General features: G+C 71.2%; 23 protein-coding genes. 10 read left to right on the forward strand and 13 right to left on the reverse strand.

The features are described 5' to 3' along the window. Positions 1-18: 18 nt before the first annotated feature. Both JOM49_RS00465 and pip read right to left on the reverse strand, forming a co-directional pair. Positions 19-969: an Lrp/AsnC family transcriptional regulator gene (locus tag JOM49_RS00465; RefSeq protein WP_209662203.1), complete on the reverse strand. Its 951-nt coding sequence runs from the start codon at positions 967-969 to the stop codon at positions 19-21. Between the two features lie 57 nt (positions 970-1,026). Further along, on the reverse strand, positions 1,027-1,953 hold the full coding sequence (gene pip / locus JOM49_RS00470; RefSeq protein WP_209662204.1) for a prolyl aminopeptidase: 927 nt from the start codon (positions 1,951-1,953) through the stop codon (positions 1,027-1,029). Between the two features lie 39 nt (positions 1,954-1,992). On the opposite strand from pip, the gene JOM49_RS00475 reads away from it, so the two are divergent. Beyond that, the gene (locus JOM49_RS00475) at positions 1,993-2,481 is read left to right on the forward strand and encodes a MarR family winged helix-turn-helix transcriptional regulator (RefSeq protein ID WP_209662205.1); all 489 of its coding nucleotides are present in this window, start codon (positions 1,993-1,995) and stop codon (positions 2,479-2,481) included. Here the strand turns inward: JOM49_RS00475 and JOM49_RS00480 are convergent. Then, the gene (locus JOM49_RS00480) at positions 2,444-2,755 is read right to left on the reverse strand and encodes a hypothetical protein (RefSeq protein ID WP_209662206.1); all 312 of its coding nucleotides are present in this window, start codon (positions 2,753-2,755) and stop codon (positions 2,444-2,446) included. The two genes, JOM49_RS00475 and JOM49_RS00480, sit on opposite strands and share 38 nt — an antisense overlap. Positions 2,756-2,861: 106 nt before the next feature. On the opposite strand from JOM49_RS00480, the gene JOM49_RS00485 reads away from it, so the two are divergent. Next, positions 2,862-4,502 (forward strand): DUF8728 domain-containing protein, encoded by a 1,641-nt coding sequence (locus JOM49_RS00485; protein ID WP_209662207.1) that lies wholly within the window; start codon positions 2,862-2,864, stop codon positions 4,500-4,502. On the opposite strand, the gene JOM49_RS00490 is transcribed toward JOM49_RS00485, so the two are convergent. Then, positions 4,483-5,043, reverse strand: a complete 561-nt coding sequence (locus JOM49_RS00490; protein WP_209662208.1) for a TetR/AcrR family transcriptional regulator — start codon at positions 5,041-5,043, stop codon at positions 4,483-4,485. The genes JOM49_RS00485 and JOM49_RS00490 overlap by 20 nt on opposite strands. A 115-nt stretch (positions 5,044-5,158) precedes the next feature. Here JOM49_RS00490 and JOM49_RS00495 point away from each other — a divergent pair, with 115 nt between their 5' ends. From JOM49_RS00495 to JOM49_RS00520, 6 genes are all read left to right on the forward strand, one after another. After that, positions 5,159-6,106 carry an alpha/beta hydrolase gene (locus tag JOM49_RS00495; RefSeq protein WP_209662209.1) on the forward strand — a complete coding sequence of 316 codons (948 nt, stop codon included), beginning with the start codon at positions 5,159-5,161 and terminating at the stop codon, positions 6,104-6,106. A 515-nt stretch (positions 6,107-6,621) separates the two neighbouring features. Then, positions 6,622-9,018, forward strand: coding sequence for a tetratricopeptide repeat protein (locus JOM49_RS00500; RefSeq protein WP_209662210.1), 2,397 nt, complete (start codon positions 6,622-6,624; stop codon positions 9,016-9,018). Between the two features lie 71 nt (positions 9,019-9,089). After that, positions 9,090-10,226, forward strand: a complete 1,137-nt coding sequence (locus JOM49_RS00505) for a serine hydrolase domain-containing protein (RefSeq protein WP_209662211.1) — start codon at positions 9,090-9,092, stop codon at positions 10,224-10,226. Between the two features lie 39 nt (positions 10,227-10,265). After that, a complete protein-coding gene (locus tag JOM49_RS00510) occupies positions 10,266-11,003 on the forward strand; it encodes an IclR family transcriptional regulator (RefSeq protein ID WP_209662212.1) in 738 nt (245 codons plus the stop codon). A gap of 114 nt (positions 11,004-11,117) precedes the next feature. Continuing rightward, complete coding sequence (locus tag JOM49_RS00515) at positions 11,118-11,411, forward strand: hypothetical protein (protein ID WP_209662213.1); 294 nt, start codon at positions 11,118-11,120, stop codon at positions 11,409-11,411. A gap of 17 nt (positions 11,412-11,428) precedes the next feature. After that, a complete protein-coding gene (locus JOM49_RS00520; RefSeq protein WP_209662214.1) occupies positions 11,429-11,950 on the forward strand; it encodes a hypothetical protein in 522 nt (173 codons plus the stop codon). Here JOM49_RS00520 and JOM49_RS00525 read toward each other — a convergent pair. The 9 genes from JOM49_RS00525 to JOM49_RS00565 are packed head-to-tail and all read right to left on the reverse strand — an operon-like array spanning position 11,940 to position 23,557. Then, entirely contained in the window at positions 11,940-13,118 is a 1,179-nt protein-coding gene (locus JOM49_RS00525; protein ID WP_209662215.1) for a CaiB/BaiF CoA transferase family protein, read from the reverse strand. The genes JOM49_RS00520 and JOM49_RS00525 overlap by 11 nt on opposite strands. Then, the gene (locus JOM49_RS00530) at positions 13,118-14,530 is read right to left on the reverse strand and encodes an aldehyde dehydrogenase family protein (protein ID WP_209662216.1); all 1,413 of its coding nucleotides are present in this window, start codon (positions 14,528-14,530) and stop codon (positions 13,118-13,120) included. The genes JOM49_RS00525 and JOM49_RS00530 overlap by 1 nt, the downstream gene beginning before the upstream one ends. A 43-nt stretch (positions 14,531-14,573) precedes the next feature. Beyond that, on the reverse strand, positions 14,574-15,518 hold the full coding sequence (locus tag JOM49_RS00535) for an ornithine cyclodeaminase family protein (RefSeq protein ID WP_209662217.1): 945 nt from the start codon (positions 15,516-15,518) through the stop codon (positions 14,574-14,576). Then, positions 15,515-16,213, reverse strand: coding sequence for a GntR family transcriptional regulator (locus JOM49_RS00540; protein ID WP_209662218.1), 699 nt, complete (start codon positions 16,211-16,213; stop codon positions 15,515-15,517). The genes JOM49_RS00535 and JOM49_RS00540 overlap by 4 nt, the downstream gene beginning before the upstream one ends. After that, positions 16,210-17,001: an SDR family NAD(P)-dependent oxidoreductase gene (locus tag JOM49_RS00545; protein WP_209662219.1), complete on the reverse strand. Its 792-nt coding sequence runs from the start codon at positions 16,999-17,001 to the stop codon at positions 16,210-16,212. Before JOM49_RS00545 ends, JOM49_RS00540 begins: the two co-directional genes overlap by 4 nt. Before the next feature lie 2 nt (positions 17,002-17,003). Continuing rightward, positions 17,004-18,695: a hydantoinase B/oxoprolinase family protein gene (locus JOM49_RS00550; RefSeq protein ID WP_209662220.1), complete on the reverse strand. Its 1,692-nt coding sequence runs from the start codon at positions 18,693-18,695 to the stop codon at positions 17,004-17,006. After that, positions 18,692-20,725 carry a hydantoinase/oxoprolinase family protein gene (locus tag JOM49_RS00555; RefSeq protein ID WP_209662221.1) on the reverse strand — a complete coding sequence of 678 codons (2,034 nt, stop codon included), beginning with the start codon at positions 20,723-20,725 and terminating at the stop codon, positions 18,692-18,694. The genes JOM49_RS00550 and JOM49_RS00555 overlap by 4 nt, the downstream gene beginning before the upstream one ends. Then, positions 20,722-22,377 (reverse strand): thiamine pyrophosphate-binding protein, encoded by a 1,656-nt coding sequence (locus tag JOM49_RS00560; RefSeq protein WP_209662222.1) that lies wholly within the window; start codon positions 22,375-22,377, stop codon positions 20,722-20,724. The genes JOM49_RS00555 and JOM49_RS00560 overlap by 4 nt, the downstream gene beginning before the upstream one ends. A gap of 55 nt (positions 22,378-22,432) precedes the next feature. Beyond that, a complete protein-coding gene (locus JOM49_RS00565) occupies positions 22,433-23,557 on the reverse strand; it encodes an NAD(P)/FAD-dependent oxidoreductase (RefSeq protein ID WP_209662223.1) in 1,125 nt (374 codons plus the stop codon). Positions 23,558-23,657: 100 nt separating this feature from the next. Here JOM49_RS00565 and JOM49_RS00570 point away from each other — a divergent pair, with 100 nt between their 5' ends. Next, complete coding sequence (locus JOM49_RS00570; protein ID WP_209662224.1) at positions 23,658-25,031, forward strand: WS/DGAT/MGAT family O-acyltransferase; 1,374 nt, start codon at positions 23,658-23,660, stop codon at positions 25,029-25,031. Positions 25,032-25,209: 178 nt separating this feature from the next. Continuing rightward, positions 25,210-25,302 (forward strand): pyrroloquinoline quinone precursor peptide PqqA, encoded by a 93-nt coding sequence (pqqA, locus tag JOM49_RS00575; RefSeq protein WP_209662225.1) that lies wholly within the window; start codon positions 25,210-25,212, stop codon positions 25,300-25,302. Positions 25,303-25,364: the final 62 nt, after the last annotated feature.

Genomic DNA, 25,364 nt, shown 5'->3' on the forward strand with positions numbered 1-25,364 from the left:
TGTCCGGTTCCGGCCGCCTCACCACCCGGTTGCCCGCGCGCTCTTCGCCGTCCGGCCCACCGGCGCGGTCTCGATCCGCCGGACGCCGGGCAGAACCGCCAGCCGCCGGGTCAGGTAGCCGTAGAGGTCCTTGACCGCCGGGCAGACCACCCCGGCGACCAGGTTGGTCGGACCACTGGTCGCCGCGACGTAGGCCACCTCGGCGTGCTCCTCGGCCAGCAGGCGGCCCGCCAGGTCGAGGTCGGCGGGTTCGACCGTGAGCCACAGCAGGACGTGCACGCCGAAACCGAACAGCCGGTGGTCGAAGTCCACGGTGAACCGCAGCAGGCCGCCCGCCCGCAACTCGGCGAGGCGACGGCGGACCGTGGTCTGCGACCAGCCGGTCGCCTCGGCCAGTTCGGTCACCGGGGTCCGGCCGTCGGCTCGCAGCAGTCCGAGCATCCGATGGTCCTGTTCGGACATTTCCCGCCGCGGTGGGGCGTCGGCCGACCAGGTCAGCTCGTCGATTTCGGACTTGGTCAGCGCACGAGCCTTGCGCAGCAGGCCTTCGCCACCGCCGGCGAACTCGTGCAGCACGCACTGCGCGGTCACGTCGAGCACGCGCGGCAGCTTCGGCACCAACGGCGTCTTGTCGCCGGAAGCCCTGATGGCGCAAACGATTTCGGTGCCACCGGAGGTGATCCGTACCCACGAAGCTTCCTCACGACCGGCGATCGCGGCGGCCACCGCGTCCGCCGCGTCCGGCGGGCACCGCACCCTGGTCAGCCAGAGCGCTTCGCCGAGTGCTTCCGGATCGCTCACCCCGATCACCTTGACCGCACCGTCCGAACGCAACGCGGCGTAGTGCCGCGCGACGGTCTGCCCGGAGACCCCGAGCACCTCGCCGATGCGGCTGAACGAGGCACGGCCGTCGAGCTGGAGGGCGTGGAGCAAACGGCGGTCGAGGTCGTCGAACGCGTGCGGGGTCACCGAATCAGGCTAGATCGCGCACGGGTGCACCGATAGACGCTGATCTACTGGATCGCTTCAATCCCCGGTCGCGAAGCGGTCCATCGCGGCCTGCACCGCCTCTTCCATGGCGCCCGTCGAGAAGTGACCGCCCTCGTCGATCACCTTCAGCTCGGCGTCCGGCCACGCCTTGGCCATCGCCCACGCGGTGCCCAGCGGTGCGCTGAGATCGCGCCTGCCGTGCACCATCACGCCCGGGATCCCGGCCAGTTTGCCCGCTTCCCGCAGCAGGATGCCGTCCTCCAGCCAGGCGTGGTGGTGGAAGTAGTGCGCCGCCGTGCGGGCCAGCGCCATCCGGAAGCCCGGGTCGGCCCAGCGCGGGTCGGGGGTCTGCTCGTCGACAGCCGCCGCTTCCCAGGCGCACCAGTCGCGGGCCGCCTTCTCTCGGACCGCGGGATCCGGGTCGTTGAGCAGCCGGTTGTACGCGCCGACCACGTCGTCGTCCCCGGCGCCTTCGCGGAACCGGTCCCACGCCTCCGGGAACACCATGCCCAGCCCGCGGTAGAGCCAGTCGATCTCCGACGGCCGGGTGTTCGTGACCGCCACCAGCACCAGTTCCGTGACCCGCGCCGGGAACCGTTCCGCGTAGGCGAAACCGAGGGTCGCGCCCCACGAGCCGCCGAACACCAGCCAGCGCTCGATGTCCAGGTGCTCGCGCAGCAGTTCCATGTCGGCCAGCAGGTGTTCGGTGGTGTTCACGCTCAGGTCGGTCTCGTGGTCGATCACCGACGGCGTGCTGAGGCCGACTCCGCGCTGGTGGAACTGCACCACGCGGTAGGCCGCCGGGTCGAAGTAGCGGCGGCCGTGGGGCGAGGGCACGCCCGGACCGCCGTGCAGCAGGACCGCGGGCTTGCCCGCCGGGTTCCCGGAGACGTCCCAGTGGACGAGGTTGCCGTCACCGACGTCGAGCAGGCCGCTGTCGTACGGCTCGCCGTGCGTGTACATGGTTCCTCCCAGTTGTATTAGCGCTGTTATATTAGCGCTATGACCACCACCGGGTTCGGCACCCAGCTCCGGCACCTGCTCGACCTGCTCGACGGCGATGTCGCCCGGATCTCCGCCGACCTGGGCTTGGCTGATTTCCGGCCGCGGTTCTCCCCTGTCGTGCGCACGCTGACCGAACGCGGCCCGCTGCCGATCCGCGATCTCGCCGAGGCGCTGGGCGTGACCCACTCGGCCGCCAGTCAGACGGTGACCGAGATGCGCAAGCTGGACCTCGCCGAACTGCGGCCGGGCGCGGACGCGCGCGAACGCATCGTGCACCTGACCGCCAAGACGCGGGAGTTGCTGCCCGTGCTCGACGCCGAGTGGGTGGCGACCGAGGCCGCCCTCACCGAACTGGACGCCGAACTGCCTTACTCACTGGTCGAACTGGTCGCCGCCGCCACCCGCGCGCTGGAGCGGCGGCCCTTCCACGACCGCGTCGGCGCCCAGCTCAGAACAGCCGGAGCTGATCGTCCCGCAGGCTCTTGAGGTGCACGTCCGCGCACCGGCGGCAGGTGACCGGCTCCTCGGTCGGCGACAGTCCGCGCAGCGGGTCCCAGGTGTTCAGCCCGGCTCCGCAGACCGGCAGCCAGGCGTCGTTGACCAGGTGCACCGTGCCCGACGGCGTCCGGCCACGCGCCGCGTCGGCGGACGGCGGCGCGGATACGCGGTGGTGCTCCTGGCGACGGAGGAAGGCCTGCAGCGGCTCACGGCCGGGGAGCGGCAGCTGCTCGGCGATCTCGGGGCTGTCGGCTGGTTCCATGCACCGATCCTCCCACGCCCCACCGACAGCTCGGGCGGGGAAAAGTCGCAGGCAGGGGCCCCGGTAGATTGACGCGGACCCCGACCCCGTTGCCGAAGGACCTGGTGTGGTTGCGCTCATCTGCGGCTGGCTGCTGCTGACCGCTCTGGTACTCAGGGGCTGGACCCGCATCTCCACCAGCCGGGCGTGGCGCGTCGCCGCGCTGGCGGGGGCGGTCGCGTACTCGCTCGGTCACCAGGCGTTGTTCTCCACGGTGGCCGAGGACGCCTTCATCACCTTCCGCTACTCGGAGAACCTCGCGGACGGCAACGGCCCGGTGTTCAACGCGGGCGAGCGGGTCGAGGGGTACTCGAACTTCCTGTGGATGCTGCTGATCGCCATCCCGAAGGCGTTGTTCGGCAAGGGCATCGTGGTCGGCGCGGCGGTGCTCGGCGTGGTGTGCACGGTCGCGTGCGTGGTGCTGTCGTACTTCCTGGTCAACCGCCTGGTGACGGACAAGGCGCTCGGCGTGCTCGCGGCGGTGCTCACCGCCGGTGCCAGCGGACTGGCCGCCTACGGGCCGTCCGGCCTGGAGACGCCGCTGTTCCTGCTGCTGGTGCTCGGCGTGCTCTACGCGCTCGCGGTGGACCGGCCGCTGATCGCCGGGCTGCTCGTCGCGCTGGCCGGGATGACCCGGCCCGACGGGCTGCTGATCGCCGTGCTCGTGGGGCTGTACCTGCTGCTGCGCGCGGTCCGGAAGCGGACGAACTGGCGGCCGGTTCTCGAATACGCGGCGGGGCTGCTGGTGCTGGCGCTGCCGTGGACCATCTGGCGCGTCGTCTACTACGGACACCTGCTGCCCAACGCGGTCGCCGCGAAGTCGGGTGGCTCGTTCGGCTGGCAGATCGCGCAGGGCGGCGAGTACCTCGGCGGCTTCGCCGTGGCGTCCCTCGGTTTCCTGGTGCTCGCGGCGCTGGCGATCGCCGGACTGGTGCGGTTCCGGCGCGCGGACGCGGATTCCTCGCTGGTGTGGCTGATCTTCGTGCTGGCGTTGACCTACCTCGCGTTCATCACCTACGCGGGCGGCGACTGGATGCCCGCGTACCGCCTGCTCGCGCCGGTGCCCCCGCTGCTCGGCGTCGCCTCGGTCGCCGCGTACGGGCTGCTGGACACCGAACGCCTGCGGACGCGGGTCGCCGGGCTGCGCCTGATGCCGCTGGCCGCCGCGGCGATCTGCGGGCTGTCGCTGCTGGTGTCGATCACCGATCCGAAGATGCTCGACCTGATGCACCAGTGGCGCGCGAAGATCGCCGAGATGGAGGAGTTCGGCTCGCTGCTCGGGCAGAACCTGCCGCCGGGCACGCTGATCAGCACCTACGCCAACGGCGCGCTGTCCTACCGGGCCGGCCCGGCGGTGCCGGTGGTCGACGTGCTCGGGCTGACCGACGAGCACATCGCGCGCAACGGCCTGCGCACCGAGGAGAGCGGCCCGATCGGGCACATCGCGCACGACTACGACTACGTGGTCCACGTGCGCAAGCCCGCGCTGGGCATCGTCACCGGCAACGGGTTCGCCGTCCGTCCACAGTGCACGGACGACGCGATCTACCGCGACACCTACCAGGTGGCCAACTTCCGCCGCGAGGGCACGCAGCTCTACGCCGTGGTGTTCCCGCGCAAGGACCAGGCCGCGACGTTGATCGCCGCGCTGGACGCCGATCCGCGGTTCGTCTACGAGCCCTGCCCGGCTACCGCACCAACGCCCTGACCGTCAGCGCCAGCTTCTCGCGCACGGCCTCCGGCTCCTCCAGGTAGCCGCCGACCATCGCGCCGTCACGCAGGAAGACCAGCACGCCGGACAGCTCCGGCGGGATGCCCGCGGCGACGGCCAGGTCGGCGAGCGCGCCGGCGAACCAGTCGCGGTGCTCGCGCACGGTCACGCGCACGGGGTGCTCGGGATCCGGGTACTCGGCGGCCGCGTTGATGAACGGGCAGCCGCGGAAACCGGCGCCGCAGATCTGGTCGCCCAGGCCGACCACCAGCCGTTCCAGCAGCTCACGCGGGTTGTCGGCGCGCGCCCCGGCGGCCGCGACGTTGGCGCGGATCGCCTGGTCCTCCGCCTCCAGGTAGGCGCGGACGAGCTCTTCCTTCGAGGGGAAGTGCCGGTAGAAGGTGGCGCGGCTGACGCCGGCCTCCTCGATCACCCGGTCCACACCGACCGCGTGGATGCCGTCGGCGTAGAAGATGCGCGCGGCGGCCTCCACCAGCCGGGTCCTCGCCGCCGAGGGACGGCCTGTCGCTGTACCCATGAGACGAGCGTAACAGAACGTTCTGTCTCGTTCTCCTTGCCGAAGCCGGGTCGGCGGGGCTAGTTTCGAGCTCAGCAGAACGAGACAGAACGTTCTCCCTCATCGAGGAGTCGTCATGACCGCCAACCCGCACAACCTGCCGCTCGAACCGGCCGCCCAGGCCTTCGCCGAGGCGACCTCGCAGCCGCCGTTCCTGTTCGACCTGGCGCCCGCCGACGGCCGCAAGGCGGTCGACGAGGTGCAGAGCGGTGAGATCGCCAAGCCCGCCGTGGACATCGAAGACCTGACCATCCCCGGCGACGTGCGGGTCCGGATCATCCGCCCGGCCGGGGCCGAGGGCCCGCTGCCGGTGATCGTCTACCTGCACGGCGCGGGCTGGGTGTTCGGCAACTCGCACACGCACGACCGGCTCGTCCGCGAACTGGCCGTCGGCGCGGGCGCGGCCGTGGTGTTCCCGGAGTACAGCCTCTCGCCGGAAGCCAGGTACCCGATCGCGATCGAGCAGAACTACACCGCCGCCAAGTGGGTCGCCGAACACGGCGGCGAACACAACCTGGACGCTGGGCGGATCGCCATCGCCGGCGACTCGGTCGGCGGCAACATGACCGCGGCGGTCACCCTGCTGGCCAAGCAGCGCGGCGACGTGCAATTCCGGCAGCAGGTCCTTTTCTACCCGGTGACCGACGCGAACTTCGACACCGAGTCGTACCGTTTGTTCGCCGAAGGCTATTTCCTGCGGCGGGACGGAATGCAATGGTTCTGGGACCAGTACACCACCGACCCGGCGCAGCGCGCGGAAATCACCGCTTCGCCCCTGCGCGCAACCTCGGAAGACCTGGCAGGATTGCCGCCGGCGCTGGTGATCACCGCCGAAGCGGACGTGCTGCGTGACGAAGGCGAGGCCTACGCGAACAAGCTGCGGCAGGCAGGCGTCCCGGTGACCGCCGTGCGCTACCAGGGCGTCATCCACGACTTCGTCATGCTGAACGCCCTGCGCGAAACCCCCGCCGCAGCCGCCGCCATCGCCCAAGCCGCCGCCACCCTGCGCACCGCCCTCGCCTAATGACACAAATGTGGCTTTGGGAGCCGAATCCGCCCCCAAAGCCACATTCGTGTCCCCGCCGATGTCACGAATGTGGCTTTCGGGACATCAACCGTCTCGAAAGCCACTTTCGTGACACTCGCCCTCCTATGCCATGCCGTGAATGTGGCTTTCACGGCACATTCCGCCGTGAAAGCCACATTCACAGCACCCAACGGGCCCCGAGCAGCCCAGCGGAACCCGACGCCCAACAACCCGAGCAGCCCAACAACCCGAGCAGCCCAACGGGACCCGGGCAGCCCAACGCGCCCACCCAGCCACCCACCCCTCCCCATCCCCGGTCCCCAGCCAAAAACACGGCGAAGACCCCGATGTCAAGGCGTCTTTCCCGCCTTGACATCGGGGTCTTCGCCGTAGTCACACTAAAAAACCGGGGTGGCCCAACGCCCCCCCAACGCCCCCCAAAAAGACGTAACCCCCTGTACACACCCCACCCCCTCTGGCAGGCTCCTCGCCCGAGGGGGTTCTACGCGGTGATGCCAGTTCGTCACCGGCCGGAGTTCGAGCCGGCCGAGTTGCCGAAGGCGCGGATGGTCCGCTGGTGGGTGTTCAGCGGGGCGGCCGCGCTGCTCGCGCTCGCCTTCCTCGTGTTGCCCTACTGGCTCACCGTCCCGGCGGACGCCCCGGTGGGCGCCTCCTTCACGATGACCGTCGCCCTGTTCTCCGGGTTCATCGTCAGCCTGCTCTTCATGCTCTACGGCATCGGCCGCGCGCGCCTCGAAATCGCCGCGTACAACGCCAACGAGGTCGACATCGAGCTGTTCGAGATCGACGGCGACTCCTCGCCCGCCGAGGTCACCGCCGTGTTCAAGAGCAAGCTCAACGAGTCACGGATGTACACCCCGGCCGTGGTCCCCGGCGTTTCCCGGTCCTACGACTTCATCCAGATCGTGGAGAGCGCGGGCGAAGCCGCGACCGGCTGGTGGCGCGTGGCGTCCCGGCTGATCCGCCTCGCCCGGCCACCGCACGCGATCCGGATCAGCGGCCGCCTCCGCACCCGGGACGGGCAGCACCAGCTCGTGCTCGAAGTGGTGCGCCAGCCCGGGTTCGCCGCCAGCCCGCTCCTGCTCACCGACGACGACGAGCAGCGCCTGCTCGGCCGCGCCGCCAACGCGGTGGCCGCGCTGGTCATCCCGCGCAGCAAGTACTGCCGCAACCAGCAGTGGGCCCGCTGGCGCGGCGCGAAGATCCCCGGCGCCCTGTTCGACGCCTACGAACGCGCCAACCAGTACAAAACCGAGCGCCGCTACGACGAAGCGCTCGCCGAGTACCACCGCGCGATCGAGCTGGACCCGGCCAACGTGCACATCCGCGTCGAGATCGGCAACCTGCAGGAACGCCTCGACCTGCACCTCGCCGCCCTGGTCACCTACGACGACGTGGTGACCCTGTGCGAGAACCGGAAGTACGGGCCGTCCACCCCGGAAGCCGCGGCGCTGCTGCTCGCCCGCTACCGCCGCGCGCTGGTCCTCGGCCGCGGTGACTGGCTCGCCCACGACTGGTGGCTCGGCGACCCGAAGACCCGCATGCGTCAGATCCGGATGCGCGAATCGATCCAGCTCCGGTTCGAGCGCTACCGCGAAACGCTGCCCCCGCCGGACGGCCTGCTCGACGACCCCGACGGCTCGACCAACGAGGTCAAGGCCGCGCGGCTGCGGGCGTACTTCTGCGAGGTCGCGCAGTACGAACTCGAGAAGCTGATCGCCGAACCGCGGCCGAAGCACCTGCGGCGACTGCTGTCCGACAACTGCCTGCGCCTCGGCCTGCTCGCCACACACCTGCGCCGCTCGATGGCCCACGCCGAGATGGGCGCGCCGCTCGGCGGCTATTCGGCGGTCAAGAACGTGTCCGTGGACGGGTTCGAGCCGCTGGCGGCCGACCCGGACTGGCCGCCGTCGATCGACGCGCTCACCGAGGTGGTCCGGCAGCAGCTCCAGCCCCGCGGTCCCGAGTCCGTCTGGCACGAGCACTACAACGCCGCCTGCGTGTACGCGGTCGCCCTGCTCCCCTCCGGGATGCGCGGGGAACCCAGCGCCACCAAGGAAACCGTGCGCACGCTCGGCGTCGACGAGAAGAAAACCCTGGTCACCAAAGCGATCGCGGAGCTGGACAGCGCGGCGGCCTCGCGGCACACCGGTTACCTGGCGCAGCGGCGGCCGTGGGTGATGTCGGAGGACCCGGACCTGTCCACGTTGCGCGGGCAGCCGGAGTTCCGCACCTTCGAGATGATCACCTACTCCCCCGACCGCCCGACCCCGCTGCGCCCGCGCCGGGTGCACGCCTGGGAGCTGTCCACCCACACCGCCACCCTCGTACGGCACATCGCCAGCTGCCTGGCGCACGCCTGGCGCCGGTACACCCCGCAGCCCAAGGAGTTCGTCGACGAGCTGGCCGCGGACACCTGGCACCGCGCGGAACAGGACGCGTGGGAGACGATTTCCCAGTTGGCGTCGGCGAACCAGGAGTGGCAGACGCGGTACCAGGCGATCAAGGCGCTGCAGCGCTGGTCGCACGCCTCCGGGTACGCCTGCGACGACATCCGCTTCCCCGCCTACTCCGAGCACTCGCTGTTCACCAGGGCGGCCGGGCTCACCGACGACCTCGAGCTGCGCAAGGAGTGGCAGCTGCCGCAGGGTGAGGACACGGTCAACAAGGAGACCGAGCTGTACCTTCGCCGCTGCGCCGAGCGGCTGGTGGAGTTGTCGCACCTGCTGCGCGTCCCGCGGCACGACGTGGTGGTGCCGCGCACCCGCAAGGACTTCCAGCAGGCGGCCGAAACCTGGGCCGCGCTGGCCGACTGGTTCGCCGACGGCGACGCCCTCAGCCCGGTGTCCGCGCGGCGGACCCGGTTCGAGCGCGCGTTCCGGAGGTAGGGCCAGCCCCACCCCAGAGACGGGTAGCCACTCCCTGTGACCGGGCGCCCGCGGCCAATAGTTTTCCAGGTATGCGAGCAACCCGGATCACCACAGCAGCCGTCATCACCGCCCTGACCTTCACCACCGCCGTCCCGGCGCTGGCCACCACGCCCGGTTACGACCGCGCCGCGTTGCAGGCGGACCTCGACGCCATCCGCGACGCCGGCATCGTCGGCGTGCAGGCGCAGGTCGACACCGGTTCGCGGCGGTGGAGCGCCCGCTCCGGCGTCGCCGAAGCCGGCACGGCGAAACCCGTGCCGCGCGACGGCGCCTTCCGCATCGGCAGCAACACCAAGACCTTCGTCGCCGTGGTGGTGCTGCAACTGGTCGGGCAGGGCCGCCTGTCGCTGGAGGACAAGGTCGCCGACCTGCTCCCGGGCGTGGTCACCAGCCCCGGCGGCGACCAGATCACCGTGCGCCAGCTGCTCCAGCACACCAGCGGGCTGTACAACTACACCAACGACCTCCCGTTGCGCAGCGAGGCGGAGTTCCTCGCTCACCGCTTCGACTCCACCAGCGCGGAGGTGCTGGTCAAGCAGGCCATGGCGCAGCCGCCGGAGTTCGCGCCCGGCACCAGCTGGAACTACTCCAACACCAACTACCTGCTGGCTGGCATGCTGATCGAGCAGGTGACCGGGAACCCGTGGGCGGCGGAGGTCCGCTCGCGGATCCTGAAGCCGCTGGGCCTGCGCGACACCTACTCCCCCGGTGAGCGCGTCGGCCTGCCGCACCCGCACGCGCACGGGTACAGCGTCTTCCCCGGCACCACCAAGGTCGTCGACACCACCGAGATGAACCCGTCGTGGGGTGGCGCGGCCGGGGACATGATCTCCACGCCCACCGACCTCAGCCGGTTCTGGCAGGCGCTGCTCGGCGGCAAGCTGCTGCGGCAGTCCGAGCTCGCCGAAATGCGCAAGACCGTGCCCGCGAAGACGTGGCAGGAGACCGATCCGGGCAGCGAGTACGGGCTGGGCATCACCAGCACGCCGCTCAGCTGCGGCGGGGTGTCGTGGTCGCACGGCGGCGACATCCACGGCTTCCAGACCCGCAACGGCTTCAGCGACGACGGCCGCCGCGGGATCGTGCTCTCACTGTCCACCCAGGACTTCGGCGGCCCCTCCACCCAGGTGACCAAGCACGTACTGGACCGCGCGCTCTGCGACTAGTCGGTTGCGCCCCCGGCGGAGTTGATCAACCATGGGGCGATGACCGCCAAGCGGACACCGGGCGCCAGCAGCTCTCGCAAGGTTTTGCAGCTGCTGCTGGCGTTCTCCGAGCGGCGGCCGGAGGCCACCGTGGCCGAACTCGCCGCGCTGCTGGGCACCCCGATCGCCACCACCTACCGGTACGTGGCGCTGCTCAAGGAACTGCAGCTGCTGGAAGAGGGCCGTGCCGGGCGCTACCACCCGACCTCGCAGGTCATGCCGCTGGCGCGGGCCGCGCAGGTGGCGAACGACCTGGCCAGGCTGGCCCGCCCGGTGATGGAGGACGTGGCCCGCGAGCTGCGGGAGACCGTGCTCCTGTTCCAGCACTTCGGCGACTCGGCGGTGTGCGCGGAACGGGTGGAGTGCGATCAGGCCGTGCGGTTCACCTTCCAGCCGGGGCACTCGGTGCCGCTGGGGGCCGGGGCCTCTGGCCGGATGCTGCTGGCCAGCCTGCCCGAACCGGAACGCAGCCGACGGCTGGCCGAGGTGGTGCAGCGAAGCGGCGGCAGCCTGCGTGAAGAGCTGAAACGAGTCGAGGTCAACCGGTACGCCGTCGAGGTCGACGAGGGGGCGTGGTCCTGCTCGGTCCCGGTGCGCGTGCCGGGTCAGCGGGCGACCGTGCTGACCGTGGCGGGCCCGGCGATGCGGATCGGTGACGCCGCCAAGCGCGCCGCCATCGCCGTCCTCCACTCACACGCGCAACGAATCCAAGAGGCTTTTACTCACTTCGTGCTGTGATTCGGCCCGGCCCCCGGCGCGGCGGCGCGGCCACGGCCCCCCGGGGTGGTTGAACGGAACCGTTCACCCCACCGGACGTCGTATCCAGTGGAGCACCGGACCGAGGAGTTGCCGATGGCCGCGTACGAAGTCAGACCCGAACTGGCGCAGGCCGCCGCGATGATGGAGGACGCGGCGCAGACCGTGCGGTTCGCCGCCGGGGTACTGGAGCTGGGGCGCGAGGAGCCGGACCCGCTGACCGGCGGGCCGCCGCTGGGCATTTCGGGGCAGGCGCGACTGCTCGCGGACCGGTGGAACGCCGCGCTGCGCACCCGGGCCGCCGGGATGCGGGTGCTCGCCGACGCGACCGAGCGGGAGGCGTTCGAGCTGCGCGACGCGGCCGACGGTCACGTGCTGCGCTACGCCTGAGTGGGAGAATTCTCCCCATGGTGTTCATGCATCCCGAGTTGCGGACCGCGGCCGCGCACCTGGTGCGGCTGCGGGCCGCGGCCGAGTTGCTGCACGCGGCCGATCCGGTGGACGCGCTGCGTTACGTCGACTGCGCGCCCGCCGCGTTGCGCGGCATGGTGGAGCGGGCGCGGGCCGCGCAGAAGCCGTTGGCGGAAGCCAATGTCGAGTACAGCGAGGCCCGCATCCGCGGCGGCTGCGCCGATCGCGGGGAGCTGGTGCGCGCCTACCGGGACGAGCGGGAGGCCGCCGACCGGACCGTCATGGCCGGGCTGCGGATCGCCGACCAGCTCGACGGGTTCGCCCGCGCGGCCGCGCGGTACGCGGTGCACGTGGCGATCGAGGCCGACACCGCCTGCGTGCTGGTGCTCGACGGCGACCTCACCCCGGAACCGGCCGACCTGGTGCACGAGGCGTGCACCGCGATCCTGCACCAGGTCGAGCAGTACCTGCTGGCGATCGAGGGGCTCGCGTCCGAATTGGACGGTCTCACCGGGTGAACCCGGCGATCTCCTCCTCGGTGTACCCGAGTTCCGCGAGCACTTCGGCGGTGTGCTGGCCCAGCAGCGGTGGCGCGGAGGTGGGCCGGGCCGGGGTCTCCGAGGCCTTCACCGGGAATCCCGTGCCGTAGTAGGTGCCCACGCTGGGGTGCGGCAGGCGGACGATCTGCTCGCGTTCCTCCGCCCACGGGTCCTCGTACACCTCGTCGATGGTGCTGATCGGCCCTGCCGGGATGGACGCTTCGTCGAACTTCTTCAGCCAGTCCGCGCTCGTGCGGGTGCGCATGACCGCGAAGATCCGCTCGTTCAGTTCGTCGCGGTGTTCCGCCCGCAGCGCGTTGGTGGCGAAGCGCGGGTCCTCGGGGAGCTCCAGCAGGGCGGAGAAGGCGCGCCACAGCTTCTCGCTGCCCACGGCCACGTTCAGCCAGCCGTCAGCGGTCGGGTACGCCTGGTACGGCACGATGCTCGGGTGCGCCGAGCCCATCCGCTCGGGCCGTTTCGCGTCGTAGAAATAGGCGCCCGCCGCGTAGATGTGCCAGGCGACCTGGGCGTCCATCAGCGACACGTCCAGGTACTGCCCGCGACCGGTGGTGTGCCGGGCCTGCAACGCCATCAGCACGCCGATGATCGCCCAGGTCCCCGCGTTCAGGTCGGCCACCGGCAGGCCGACCTTCGCCGGGGCGCCGCCGGCCTCGCCGGTCAGCCCCATCACCCCGCCCATGCCCTGGGCGATCAGGTCGTACCCTGGCCGGTCGCGGTACGGGCCGGTCTGCCCGAACCCGGTGATGGACACGTGGATCAGCCGGGGGTTCAGCTCCGACAGCCGGTCGTAGCCGAGCCCCCAGCGCTCCAGCGTGCCGGGGCGGAAGTTCTCCACCAGCACGTCGGCCCGCGCCACCAGCCGCCGGACGGCCTCCTGGCCGCGCTCGCTCTTCAGGTCGAGCACGATGCCGCGCTTGTTCCGGTTGGCCGCGAGGAAGTAGACGGCCTCAGGAGCTGCACCGCTGTCACCCACGAACGGCGGGCCCCAGTTCCGGGTGTCGTCCCCGTGCCCCGGCGGCTCGACCTTGATCACGTCGGCGCCCATCTCCCCGAGGTACTGCGTGCAGTACGGCCCGGCGAGGATCCGGGACAGGTCGAGCACCCGGAGGCCGTCCAGCGGCCGCATCAGCGCTGGATCGCCTTCGTCTCGAGGAACTCCTCCAACCCGAAGCGGCCCAGCTCGCGCCCGTTGCCGGACTGCTTGTACCCGCCGAACGGGGCCAGCGGGTTGAACGCGCCGCCGTTGACCTCGACCTGACCGGCGCGGATGCGCCTGGCGACCGCGGTGGCGTGCTCGGCGTCCCCGGCCCAGACCGCGGCGGCGAGGCCGTACGGGGTGTTGTTCGCGATGGCCACCGCCTCGTCCTCGGTCTCGTAGGTCAGCACCGAGAGCACCGGCCCGAAGATCTCCTCCTGCGCGATGGTCATCTCCGGGGTGACGTCGGCGAAGACGGTCGGCCGCACGTAGTAGCCCTGGTCCAGGCCCTCCGGCGCGTCCGGGCCACCGGCGACCAGCGTCGCGCCCTCTTCGATGCCCTGCTGGATGTACCCGCGCACGCGGTCGCGCTGGGCGGCCGAGACCAGCGGCCCGAGCTTGGTGGCGGGGTCGGCCGGGTCGCCGACGCTGAACTTCGCCGCCCCCTCGGCGAGCAGGCCGACCACCTCGTCGCGCTGGTCACGGTGCACGATCATCCTGGTCAGCGCGGTGCAGGTCTGCCCGCTGTTGAGGTAGACGTTGCTCAGCCCGGCCTTGACCGCGGTGGCGAGGTCGGCGTCGGGCAGGATCACGTTGGGCGACTTGCCGCCCAGTTCCAGCGCCACCCGCTTGACCGTGCCCGCGGCCACCTCGGAGACCCGCGCGCCGGCGCGCGAGGAGCCGGTGAACGAGACCATGTCGATGTCCGGGTGCGCGGCGATGGCCTCGCCCACCACCGGGCCGGTGCCGCTGACCAGGTTGAACACCCCGGCGGGCAGGCCGATCTCGTCGAGGATCTCGGTGAGCAGGTAGGCCGCCAGCGGGGCCACCTCGCTCGGCTTGAGCACCACCGTGCAGCCGGCGGCGAGCGCGGGTGCGACCTTCGCCACAATCTGGTGCAGCGGGTAGTTCCACGGCGTGATCGCGCCGACCACGCCGATCGGCTCGCGCACTATCAGCGAGTTGCCGACCTCCTCGCCGCGCTCGGGCACCACCGCCGGGTCGCTGTAGCTGGCGGCCACCACCGCGGGCAGCCCGGCCTGCACCTTCTGCGCGATCTTCACCGGCGCGCCCATGTCCGCGGTGATCGCCTCGGCGATCTGCCGGTTGCGTTCCTTGAGCTTCGCCGCGAGCTGCCCGAGGTACCCGCACCGCTGCTCAGCGGGGGTGGCCGACCAGCTGTCGAAGGCCCGGCGCGCGGCGGCCACGGCGGCGTCGACGTCGGCCGCGCTGCCCGCGGGCACCCGGTCGATCACCGCTTCGGTGGCCGGGTTGACCACGTCGATGGTCTCCGGCGCGGCGGAGGCGACCCACTTCCCGTCGACATAGATCACGTCACGCATCGAGCGAACTCCCTTGTTGGTCCGGTGACAGCCACCAGTGACCCTAACCCCGGCTCCGCTCGATGACGGCCCACGCGGCGGCGGCGTCCTGGACACCGACTCCCACGCTGTTGTAATAAATAAGGTCCTGCGGCTGCCGCCGTCCCGGCGCCCTGCCGATCAGGACTTCACCGAGTTCCTGCAGCTCGGACTCCACCAGCGGGGCGTCCACGATCGGTCCCGCATGTGAGAGGGCCGTCTCACGATGATCGACCACCACCGCGGCCGCCGCCTCCACCAGATCCCGGCCGACCTCGCGCCGGTGTGGTTCGAACGAGCCGATGCTGAGCACCGTGCACCCTTCGGCCAGCCACTCCGGCCGCACCACCGGCTCGGTGCTCAGCGTGCACAGCGCGACCAGGCCCGCGCCACGCACCGCGCTCTCCGCGTCCTCGGTCGAGGTCACCACGAGCCCGAGTTCCTCGCACAGCCGCCGGGCCGCGCGGGTGCGGTGCTCCTCGTTCGGGCTGTGGATGCGGACCGTCCGCAGTGGACGGACGGCGGCGATCGCACGCACGTGGGCCACCGCCTGCACCCCGCTGCCCAGCACGGCCAGGTCGGTGACGTCGGGGTTGGCCAGCAGGTCGGCCGCCACCGCGCTGGCCGCCGAGGTGCGCAGGGTGGTCACCGCGGCGCCGTCCAGCACGGCCACCGGCACCCCGGTCTCCGGGTGCAGCGCGAGGATGAGGCCGTGGATGGTGGGCAGGCCGTGTTCGGCGTTGCCCGGGTTGAGGCTGAGGAACTTGCACACCGGCCCGGTGTCCGGCGACAACCGGCACGGGTAGGCCAGCGCGAGCGCGCCACCGGGCCCCGGCACGTGCGTCTTCGGCGGCAGCACCGCGGTCTTCTCCCCGAGGGCGCGGAACGCCCGGCGCTGCGACTCGATCGCCGCTTCGACCCCCAGCACGGCGCCGATCTCCCCGGCGTCGAAGAACCGCGGTGCGGTCATGAGGTTTCCCTTCGGTGGTACGCGGCGAGCAGCTGGCGCTCGGCGTCACGCAGGTAGCGTTCCAGTGCCTGCTCGGCGAGGTCGAACCGGCGTCGCCGCAGGTGCCCGTTGATCTTCTCGTGGCGGGCCAGGTACGGCTCGAAGAAGGCTCGCGTGCTCTCGGTCAGCACGAAGAACAACCGCGTCTCGGCGAGCACCTGGCGCATCGTCCCGGCCACGCGATCGCTGCCCGCCAGCTCGGAAAGCGCCTGGTGCCACTGGATGCTCGCGGTGGCGACGGTCTGCCAGTCCTCGGCGGCGGCGGCCAGCTTGCCGGTCGCCAGCGCGCCTTCCAGCCCGGTGAGCACCGGGCCCTCGCGGTCGGCGGCCTCACGGACGGCCGCGCACTCGACCATCCGCCGGATCCGGTACAGGTCCTCGATGTCCGGCGCGGTCAGCTCGCGGACGAACACGCCGCGGTTGAGTTCACGCACTGCCAGCCGCTCGTGCGCCAGCAACTGGAACGCCTCGCGCAGCGTGTTCCGCGAGACGCCGAGCGCACCGCTGATGGCCGGCTCGGACAGCCGGGTCCCCGGCAAGAACACGCCCTCGGTGATGCGCTGACGCAGGATTTGGGCCACCCGCTCGGCGGTGCCCGCCCGGGCGAGCGACGACCGGTCGCCCGCGAGCACCGCCGACGGATCGCCGGTGGTCATCGCACGCCCAGCTCGAAATCGAGGGAGTAGCGGTGGCCCGGCATGGCCCCGGCGGCCTTGGCGCCGTCGACCGGGAGCACCGCGCCGTTGACGAACCGCGACTCGTCGCTGGCCAGGAAGACCACCGCCTTCGCCACTTCCCAGGCCTCGCCGACGCGGGCGGCGGGCGTGCTCGCGGTGAGCGCGTGCTGCTTGGCCTCGAACTCGTCCGGCGAGGCCAGCGTGCTGCGCAGCATGTCGGTGTCGATCGCGCCGGGGTTGACCGTGTTGACCCGGATGCCCAGGTGCGCGTGCGCCACGGCGAGCGACTTGGCCAGCCCGACCAGCGCGTGCTTGGTGGCGTTGTACACCGGGTCGGCCGGGCGGCCCATCATGCCGCCGTTCGACGAGGTGATCACGATGCTGCCCGCCTTGGCCTCGATCATGTGCGGCAGGACCGCGCGGGTGGCCAGGAAGGCGGTGCGCACGTTCAGCGCGAAGATGTGGTCGAACTCCTCGAGCGTGGTCTCCGGCAACGGCTTGCCGAGATGGACGCCGACGTTGCTGAACAGCACGTCGATCCGGCCGTGCTCACCGAGCGCCTGCTCCACGAAGGACTGGACGTCGGCTTCGTCGGTGGCGTCGACGAGGCTGTGCCGGAGGTTCTCGTGCTGGATGTCCTCGGCCGGCTCGCGGATGTCGCTCGCGTGCACGATCGCGCCCTCGGCGAGGAACTCCTTCACCGTGGCCAGGCCGATGCCCCTGGCACCGCCGAAAACCAGCGCGACCTTGTTGTCCATCCGGCCCATCTTCAGTCCCTCTCCACGATCTCGTAGTCGTCGGGCAGCCGGACCAGCGCGTCCGGCCTGCCGGTGTAGCGGATTTCGACGCCGTAGACGTCCCTGGCGGCCTCGATCGACACGTAGCCGTCGACCACGTCCATGAGCACCCGCCGCGGGTCGCGCTCCGACGGGTCGCCGTAGCCACCGGCGCCGGGCAGCACCACATCGACCTCGGCGTCCGGCGCCAGCGGCACCCGCCGCTTGCCGGGGAGGTCGGTGCCGTCGGCCAGCCCGAACCGGCCGGGCGCCCCGTCCAGGCCGCCGTGCACGCCGGTCGCCGGTGAGCTGGTGCGGTCGACGTTCCCGTTGACGCTCCAGGAGATCTCGCCGCGTGCGGTCACCGTGGTCGACTGCCCGAGTCCACCGCGGTAGGTGCCCGCGCCACCGGAGTCGGTGCGCAGCACCCGGCGGGTCTGGACCAGTGGCGCCATGGTCTCGATCACCTCGGTCGGCGTGGCCCGCAGCCCGCTCGGGAAGCCGGTGGTGTTCAGCCCGTCCTTGGTGGTCCTGGCGCCGATGCCGCCGGTCTGGAAGACGTTCAGCATGAACTCGCGGCCGTCTACTTGCGACTGTCCACGCCAGATGGTCATCCAGAGCGCGTCGGCGCTGTGCGCCATCCGCCCGTCCAGCGCGCCGATCAGCAGCGACGGCAGGAAGTGGCCGATCAGGTGCCGGGAGGCGACCGGCGCGGGCGGCAGGCAGTTGAGCACCGAACCGGCGGGCGCGGTCACGTGCACCGGCCGGAACGAGCCCGCGTTGTGCGGCACACCGGGGGAAATGGCCGCCTTCACCGCGAAGGAGGCATACGCCCTGGTGTAGTTGAGCACCACGTTGATGCCGTGCTTGCTCTGCGGTGACGACCCGGCGAAGTCGATGTCGATGTCCTCGCCGCGCACGGTCAGCGCGACCTTGAGACGCACCTCTTCGTCGCCGAACCCGTCGGTGCGCAGCTCACTGCGGAAGGTGCCGTCCGGCAACGCGGCGATGGCGTCGCGCAACGCCCGCTCCGACCGGTTCATTATCTCGGCGGCGATCTCGTCGATGGAGTCCAGCTCGAACTCCTCGGCCAGGCGCACCAGGCTCGCCGCGCCGACGGCGTTGCCCGCCACCTGCGCGTACAGGTCACCGATGGTTTCTTCGGGCGTGCGCACGTTCGCGCGGATGATCGCCTCCAGCTCGGCGTTCACCTCACCGGCACGGACGAACTTGAGGATCGGCAGCCGCAGGCCCTCTTCGAACACCTCGTTGGCCTCGGCCGAGACCAGCCGCCCGCCGATGTCCGGGGCGTGGCAACAGGAAGCGAACCACGCGAGCACCCGGCCCCGGTGGAAGACCGGGGTGGCGACGGTGATGTCGTTGATCTGCCCGGCCGTCTGCCACGGATCGTTGGTCAGCAGCACGTCGCCGGGCTCCAGCCGCTCCGGCGGATAGGCGGCGACGAAGTGGTGCATGCCGGTGGCCATCGCGTTGATGTGCCCCGGCGTCCCGCCGACCGACTGCCCGATCATCTCCCCGCGTGAGTCGAACACCGCGCACGCCAGGTCCAGCGATTCGCGGACCACGGACGAGAAGGCCGTGTTGACCAGCGCGTTCTGCTGCTCGGCCAGGATCGAGTGCAGCCGGTTGCCGACCACACCCACCAGGATCGGGTCCACGCTCACGGGGTCACCACCAGACTGGCGTCGGCCCGCACGGTGCACACCGCACCCGGCGGGATGACCAAAGTGGACTCACGCTCTTCGAGGATCGCCGGGCCCTCGATCCGGTCGCCGTCCCGCAACCGGTAGCGGTCATACACCGCGGTGTCGACAAATCCACCGGGGAAGTACGCCTGCCTGCTGCCCTTGCGCGCGTCCCCGGTCCCGGCTTCCACGTTCAGCCGCAGGTTCACCTTCGGCACCGGACCCGACGAAACCACCCGCCAGTTCAGCACTTCCACGCCGACGTCCGGGCCGGTCCGGCGGTACAGCTCGCGGTAGGCCTCGGTGAAGTCCACCACCAGGGAGGCCGGCCATTCGCCCTGTTTCACCGGCACGCGGATCTCGTAACCCTGGCCCGCGTATCGCATTTCGGCGATCCGGCTGTGCGTCACCACGTCCACGCCGGACGCCTTGAGCAGTTCCTCACCCTCGCGTTCCATCTCGGCGAACAGAGCGTCCACTTCGGACCAGCTCAGCTCTTCGACGCTCACGCGCGACGTCCGGACGAAGTCGAAGGCCAGTGGTGCGGTGAGGAACCCGACCGCGCTCATCACGCCCGCGGCGGGCGGGGCGACCACCTGCCGTGCGCCCAGTGCCCGTGCCACGCCGACGCCGTGCACCGGCCCGGCACCGCCGAAGGTGAACATCGGCAGCCGCGCCGGGTCCTTGCCGCGTTCCACCGCGTGCACCCGCGCGGCGTTGGCCATGTCCTCGTTGACGTGCGCGTGGATGCCGTACGCCGCTTCGGCGAGGTCCACGCCCAGCGGTTCGGCGATCTCGCGCCGGATGACCTCGCGGGCCGCGTCCAGGTCCAGGGTCATCTCCCCGCCCAGGAAGTAGCCGGGGTCGAGGTAGCCGAGCACCAGGTCTGCGTCGGTGACCGTGGGTTCGGTGCCACCGCGGCCGTAGCACACCGGCCCCGGCTCGGAACCCGCCGAATCGGGGCCCACGGTGAGCAGGCCGAGCGCGTCGATGCGGGCGATCGAGCCACCGCCCACGCCGATCTCGATCATGTCGGTCACCGGCACCTTCACCGGCAACCCGGACCCGGGCAGCAGCCGGTACACCCGGTCCACTTCGAACTCGTGCGTGACCAGCGGCGCGCCGTCGGAGATCAGGCACAGCTTCGCCGTGGTGCCGCCCATGTCGAAGGCGAGCAGGTCGGCCTCCCCGGCGATGGCCCCGAACGCCGACGCCGCCAGCGCCCCGCCGGCCGGCCCGGATTCGAGGATGCGGATGGGGTAGCGCGCGGCGGTGTCCACCGTGGCGATCCCGCCGTTGGACAGCATGATGTGCGGGGCCGGGCCGATGCCGATCCGGTGCACCCGCTGCTCGAGATCTCGCAGGTAGCGCTCGGTCAGGTCCTGCACGTAGACGTTCGCGGCGGTGGTGGAGGACCGTTCGAACTCGCGGATCTCCGGCACCACCTCCGACGACAGCGCCACCCGCAACCGCGGCGCCACCTCGGCCAGCACCTCGCGCACGCGGCGTTCGTGGTCGGGATTGGTGAAGGAGTGCAGGAAGCAGACGGCCACCGCTTCGATGCCGCGCTCGGCCAGTTCGGCGCCGAGCCGGGCCACGTACTCCTCGTCGAGCGGGAGCTGCACGCTGCCGTCCGCGAGGATCCGTTCCGGCACGTCGAACCGGAGGTGGCGCGGCACCAGCGGCTCGGGCAGTTCGATCTGCAGGTCGTACAGCTCGTAGCGGTGTTCCCGGCGCATCTCCAGCACATCGCGGAAACCCGCGGTGGCGAGCAGCGCCAGCTTCGAGCCCTTGCGCTCGATCAGCGCGTTGGTGACCAGCGTGGTGCCGTGCACCAGTTTGTCCACTTGGGACGGATCGGGCAGCGTGCTGACCAGCAGCTGTTCCACCGCCCTCGCGGGCTCGTCGTGCGTGGTCAGCGTCTTGCCGATGGCCACGACGCCGGAATCGTCCAGCACGCAGAGATCGGTGAACGTGCCACCGATGTCCACCCCCACCCGCAACGTCATCCTCGCTCCTTCCGGTACCAGCGCGGTGAGGTGTTGAGCGGCGGGCGCATCGCCGCCTCGACCACCAGCAGGTTCGCTTCGTCGGATTGGATGAACGCGCCCAGCTTCCGGCGGAAGGCCCGGCCGAAACCCTGCACCCGTTCGGACCGCAGGCCGAACGACTTGCCCAGCGCGACGAAGTCCGGGCCGTCCAGGTCGACCCCGCGGGCGGGCAGCCCGGCCTGCTCCTGGTCGAACCGCAGCATCCCGTACCCGCCGTCCTCCACCACGACCACGGTGACCGGCAGGTTCTCCTGCGCGGCGGTGGCCAGGTCCCCGACGCCGTACAGGAAACCGCCGTCCCCGGTGATGCAGACCGCGCGCCCGGTCCCGGCCGCCGCGCTGCCGAGCGAGGCGGGGAAGGCGAAGCCGAGCGTGCCCCAGCCCATCGGGTAGGCGAGCTTGCGCGGTCCCGGGATGCGGTGGAACCCGCCGATCCAGTACCCCGCGACGCACATGTCCGCGATCAGGATGGTGTCCTCGGGCAGCACTTCCTCCAGCGTGCCGAGGAAGTCGGCGGCCTGCGGCTCGTCCTCGCGGATGCGCCGCCGGATCGCCGCGCTGATCCGGCGCAGGCGCGCGGTGAGCCGCTCCTGCCCGTCCTTCTGCGGCAGTTCCCCGAGCAACGCGGTGACCACCTCGCGCGCGTCCCCGATCAGGCTCAGTTCCGGCTGGTAGTTCTTGGCCGCGTCCTCGGCGTCGACGTTCACCGTGATCAGCGTCGGCGGCGGGGGCATCAGCCAGTTCTGGGTCATCAGGCCGTCGAAGTCGGTGCCGATGCCGAGCACCAGGTCGGCCTCGTCCCAGAGCGCGCCGACCTCCGGGCTGTGCACCGAGTTCGGGGCCAGGCAGGGGTGTTCGGGCGGGAGCAGGCCGCGGGCGCCGAAGGTGGTGAGCACCGGGGCCGCCAGTTTCTCCGCCAGTTCGCCGATCACCGCACCGGCACCGGCTCGCAGGGCACCACCACCGGCCCAGATCAGCGGCCGTTCGGCGCGCTCGAACAACTCGCGTGCGCGGCCGAGGTCGAGCGGCTCGCTGACCGGCGTGTGGTGGACCGGGTCGGGCGCGCGCTTGGTGGTGGCGGTGAGGAAGTCGGTGGGGATGCCGAGGTAGACCGGGCCGCTCTGCGCTTGCTGCGCCAGCCGGGCCGCCTCGAGCGTCGTGCCGGCGATCTCCTCCGGCGCGGCGACGGTGAACTGGCGCTTGGTGAGCGGCGCGAACAACGCCGCCTGGTCGCTGCTCTCGTGCAGCACCCCGCGCACCACCCCGGGCCGGCGGAGCGTGGACGGGATGTCGGTGGCGATGACCAGCACCGGCGAGCCGGACGCCTGCGCCTCCCCCACCGCGGCGAGCGTGTTGGCCGCGCCGGGCCCGGTGGTCACGATGGCCACGCCGAGCTTGCCGGTGGCCCGGGCGTACCCGTCGGCGGCGTACCCGGCGGTCTGCTCGTGGCGGACGCCGAGCAGCCGCACCCCGGTCGACGCGAGCGCCTCCCAGATCGGGAGGTTGTGCACCCCCGGCAAGCCGAAGGCGACCTCGACGCCCAGCTCACCCAGCGCATCGGCGAGCTGATCGGCCCCGGACTTCGGCTTGGCATGGCTGACTACCGGCACAACGTCACACCCTACGCAATCGTTGAACGATCAGACAGTAGCGACGCGAAGGTTCCTAGACGACGTGGTGCTCCCGGGGTGTCGCCGGGGGACGGTCGAATCGGCGGACGTCCAGTTCCGAGACGTCGATCTCCGGCGGACGGCCCAGGTAGAGGTCGCGCAGCACCGCGCCGATCGCCGGGCCCATCTGGAACCCGTGGCCGGAAAACCCGGTGGCGTAGAGGAAGCGCGACACCCCGGCCGCCTCGCCGACCACCTGGTTCCGGTCCGGCGTGACCTCGTACAACCCGGACCACGTGGTGCGGATACCCGCGTCGAGCACCGACGGGACCCGGCGCGCGGCCAGTTCCGCGAGCGCGGGCAGCCACTCGGATCCCCCGCCGGGAAAGGAAAGCGCCAGTCCCGGCCCCTCGCGGTGGAGGTAGAACGCCGAGGGCATCTCGACGGTCAGCGGCACCGACTCCGGCAGGCCGCCGATCGGGCCGGTGAACACCACCTCCCGCCGCTCCGGCCGCACCGGCAGCGGGCAGCCCGCCAGCTCACCGATTCGCGCCGACCACGCCCCGGCCGCGCACAGCACCACCCCGGTCCGGACCACCCCTGCCGAAGTCCGCACCGCGCGGATCTGGTCACCGTCGCGCTCGATGCCCTCGACCTCGACCCCGGTGCGCAGGGTCGCGCCCCGCGCGCGAGCCGCCCGCGCGTACCCCTGCACCACCGAATCCGGCGTGGCACGACCGTCCTCCGGCGACCACACCGCGGCGTGCACCCCCTCGACCGATATCAGCGGATTGTGCCGTTTCGCCTCGGTCGCGTCGATGATCCGGCTCGGCACCCCGAACGAATTCTGCAGTCGCACGCCGCTTTCGAACACCGGCAGGTCGGCGGGCTCGGTGATCAGGTACAGGTAGCCGTCGCGCCGGAAGTCGATCTCCTGGCCGAACCGGTCCGCGAACCGCTCGTACTCGGCCAGCCCGCGCAGTCCCAATTCGATGTTGACGCGGCTGGTGAACGAGGACCGGACCCCGCCGGCCGCCTTGGCCGTCGACCCGGCACCCAGTGCGCCGCGCTCCAGCAACAGCACGTCCGCACCCGCTTCGGCGAGGTGGAAAGCGCTGCTCACGCCGATCACCCCGCCGCCGACGATCACCACGCCCGCCCGCTCCGGCAACTCCGCCATGCCCGCAGACTACGGTCGTTCCAGGGCTTTCCTCAGCCCCAACCATGCGTAGACTCGGCCCTCCGGTGGAAACCGGGTGCGTGAGGAGAGGTGGCCGGTTATGCCGTTGATGCCCGTGACCGACTCGATGTTCCTCCTGGTGGAGTCCCGCGAGCACCCGATGCACGTCGGCGGCCTCCAGTTGTTCCGCAAACCGGCGGACGCCGGGCCGGACTACCTCAGCGAGATCCGGCGGCGGCTGCTCGACCGCTCGGAGGTCCGCCGCGCCTTCCGCCGCCGCCCCGCCCGCCCGGTGAACACCATGGGCTACGCCGCCTGGGCCGAGGACGTCGAACTCGAACTGGACTACCACTTCCGGCATTCCGCGCTACCGCAGCCGGGCCGCATCCGCGAGCTGCTGGAACTGACCGGCCGCTGGCACAGCACGTTGCTCGACCGCCACCGTCCACTGTGGGAGGTCCACCTGGTCGAAGGCCTGCAGGACGACCGGTTCGCGCTGTACAGCAAGGTCCACCACGCGCTGATGGACGGCGTGTCCGCCCTGCGTCAGATGCAGGCGACGCTCAGCGAGAGCCCGGACGAACGCGACTCGCCGCCGCCGTGGGGCGGGCCGAAGTCCAAGACCGTGCGGCGCTCCCGCCGCGATCCGTTGTCCCTGCTCACCGGCACCCGGCAGTCGCTGAGCCAGCTGGCGAAACTACCGCAGGCCGCGGTGAAGGTGGCAGGAGAAGCCTTCCGAGAGCACAGCCTCACCCTGCCGACGCAGGCCCCGAAGACCATGCTCAACGTGCCGATCGGCGGTGCCAGGCGGTTCGCCGCGCAGTCGTGGTCCCTCGACCGCGTCCGCCGGATCGCCACCGCCGCCGGGGTCTCGCGCAACGACGTGGTGCTGGCGATGTGCGCCGGTGCGCTGCGCGACTACCTGATCGAGCAGCGGGCGCTGCCGGACACCGCGATGGTCGCGATGGTGCCGGTCTCCATGCGCAAGCAGGGCGACGCCGGCGAGGCCTCGGGCAACGCGGTCGGCGCGCTGCTGTGCAACCTGGCCACCGACCGCAGCGACCCGGCCGACCGGCTCAAGGTGATCCACCAGTCCATGCGGGACGGCAAGCGCATCTTCAAGGACCTCACCCCGTTGCAGGCGCTGATCCTCTCGGGCATCAACGTGGCCCCGCTCGGCGCGTCCACCATCCCGGGGTTCGTCAACAACACGCGCCCGCCGTTCAACCTGGTCATCTCGAACGTGCCGGGCCCGCGCCGGACCATGTACTGGAACGGCGCGCAGCTCGACGGGGTCTACCCGGCTTCGGTGCTGCTCGACGGGCAGGCGCTGAACATCACGCTGACCAGCAACGGGGACAACCTGGACTTCGGCATCACCGGCTGCCGCCGCAGCGTGCCGCACCTGCAGCGCATCCTCACCCACCTGGACACCGCGCTGGCCGAGCTGGAGAGCGCGGTCGCCAAACCCTGACACGCGAGTCATCGGATCACTGTGTGGCTCACCCTCGGTGACCTCAGCGCGGCTTTGTTACTCCATCAGCGGGACGCAGGGTTGACACCAGTCAGAAATTAGCTGACTTCCCTAGATTTCGGTCCGGCGGCGCTTCTAGGGTCGTCATGCCCGGTCCGCAGAGATCCGAGGAGTCAGCATGATCGAACCCACTGAGGTCTGGACCACTCCGGACTTCGTCGAGTACGAGACCCCGATGGAAGTCACGGCCTACGCGGCCCGCATGGAGTGACGGGCGGGCGGGGGCCGGCGTGCCCCCGCCTCCTCGCCCGCTCCCCCAGCGCGACCCGGAGG

Origin of the sequence: Amycolatopsis magusensis, from assembly GCF_017875555.1 — a bacterium.
GTDB lineage: Bacteria > Actinomycetota > Actinomycetes > Mycobacteriales > Pseudonocardiaceae > Amycolatopsis > Amycolatopsis magusensis.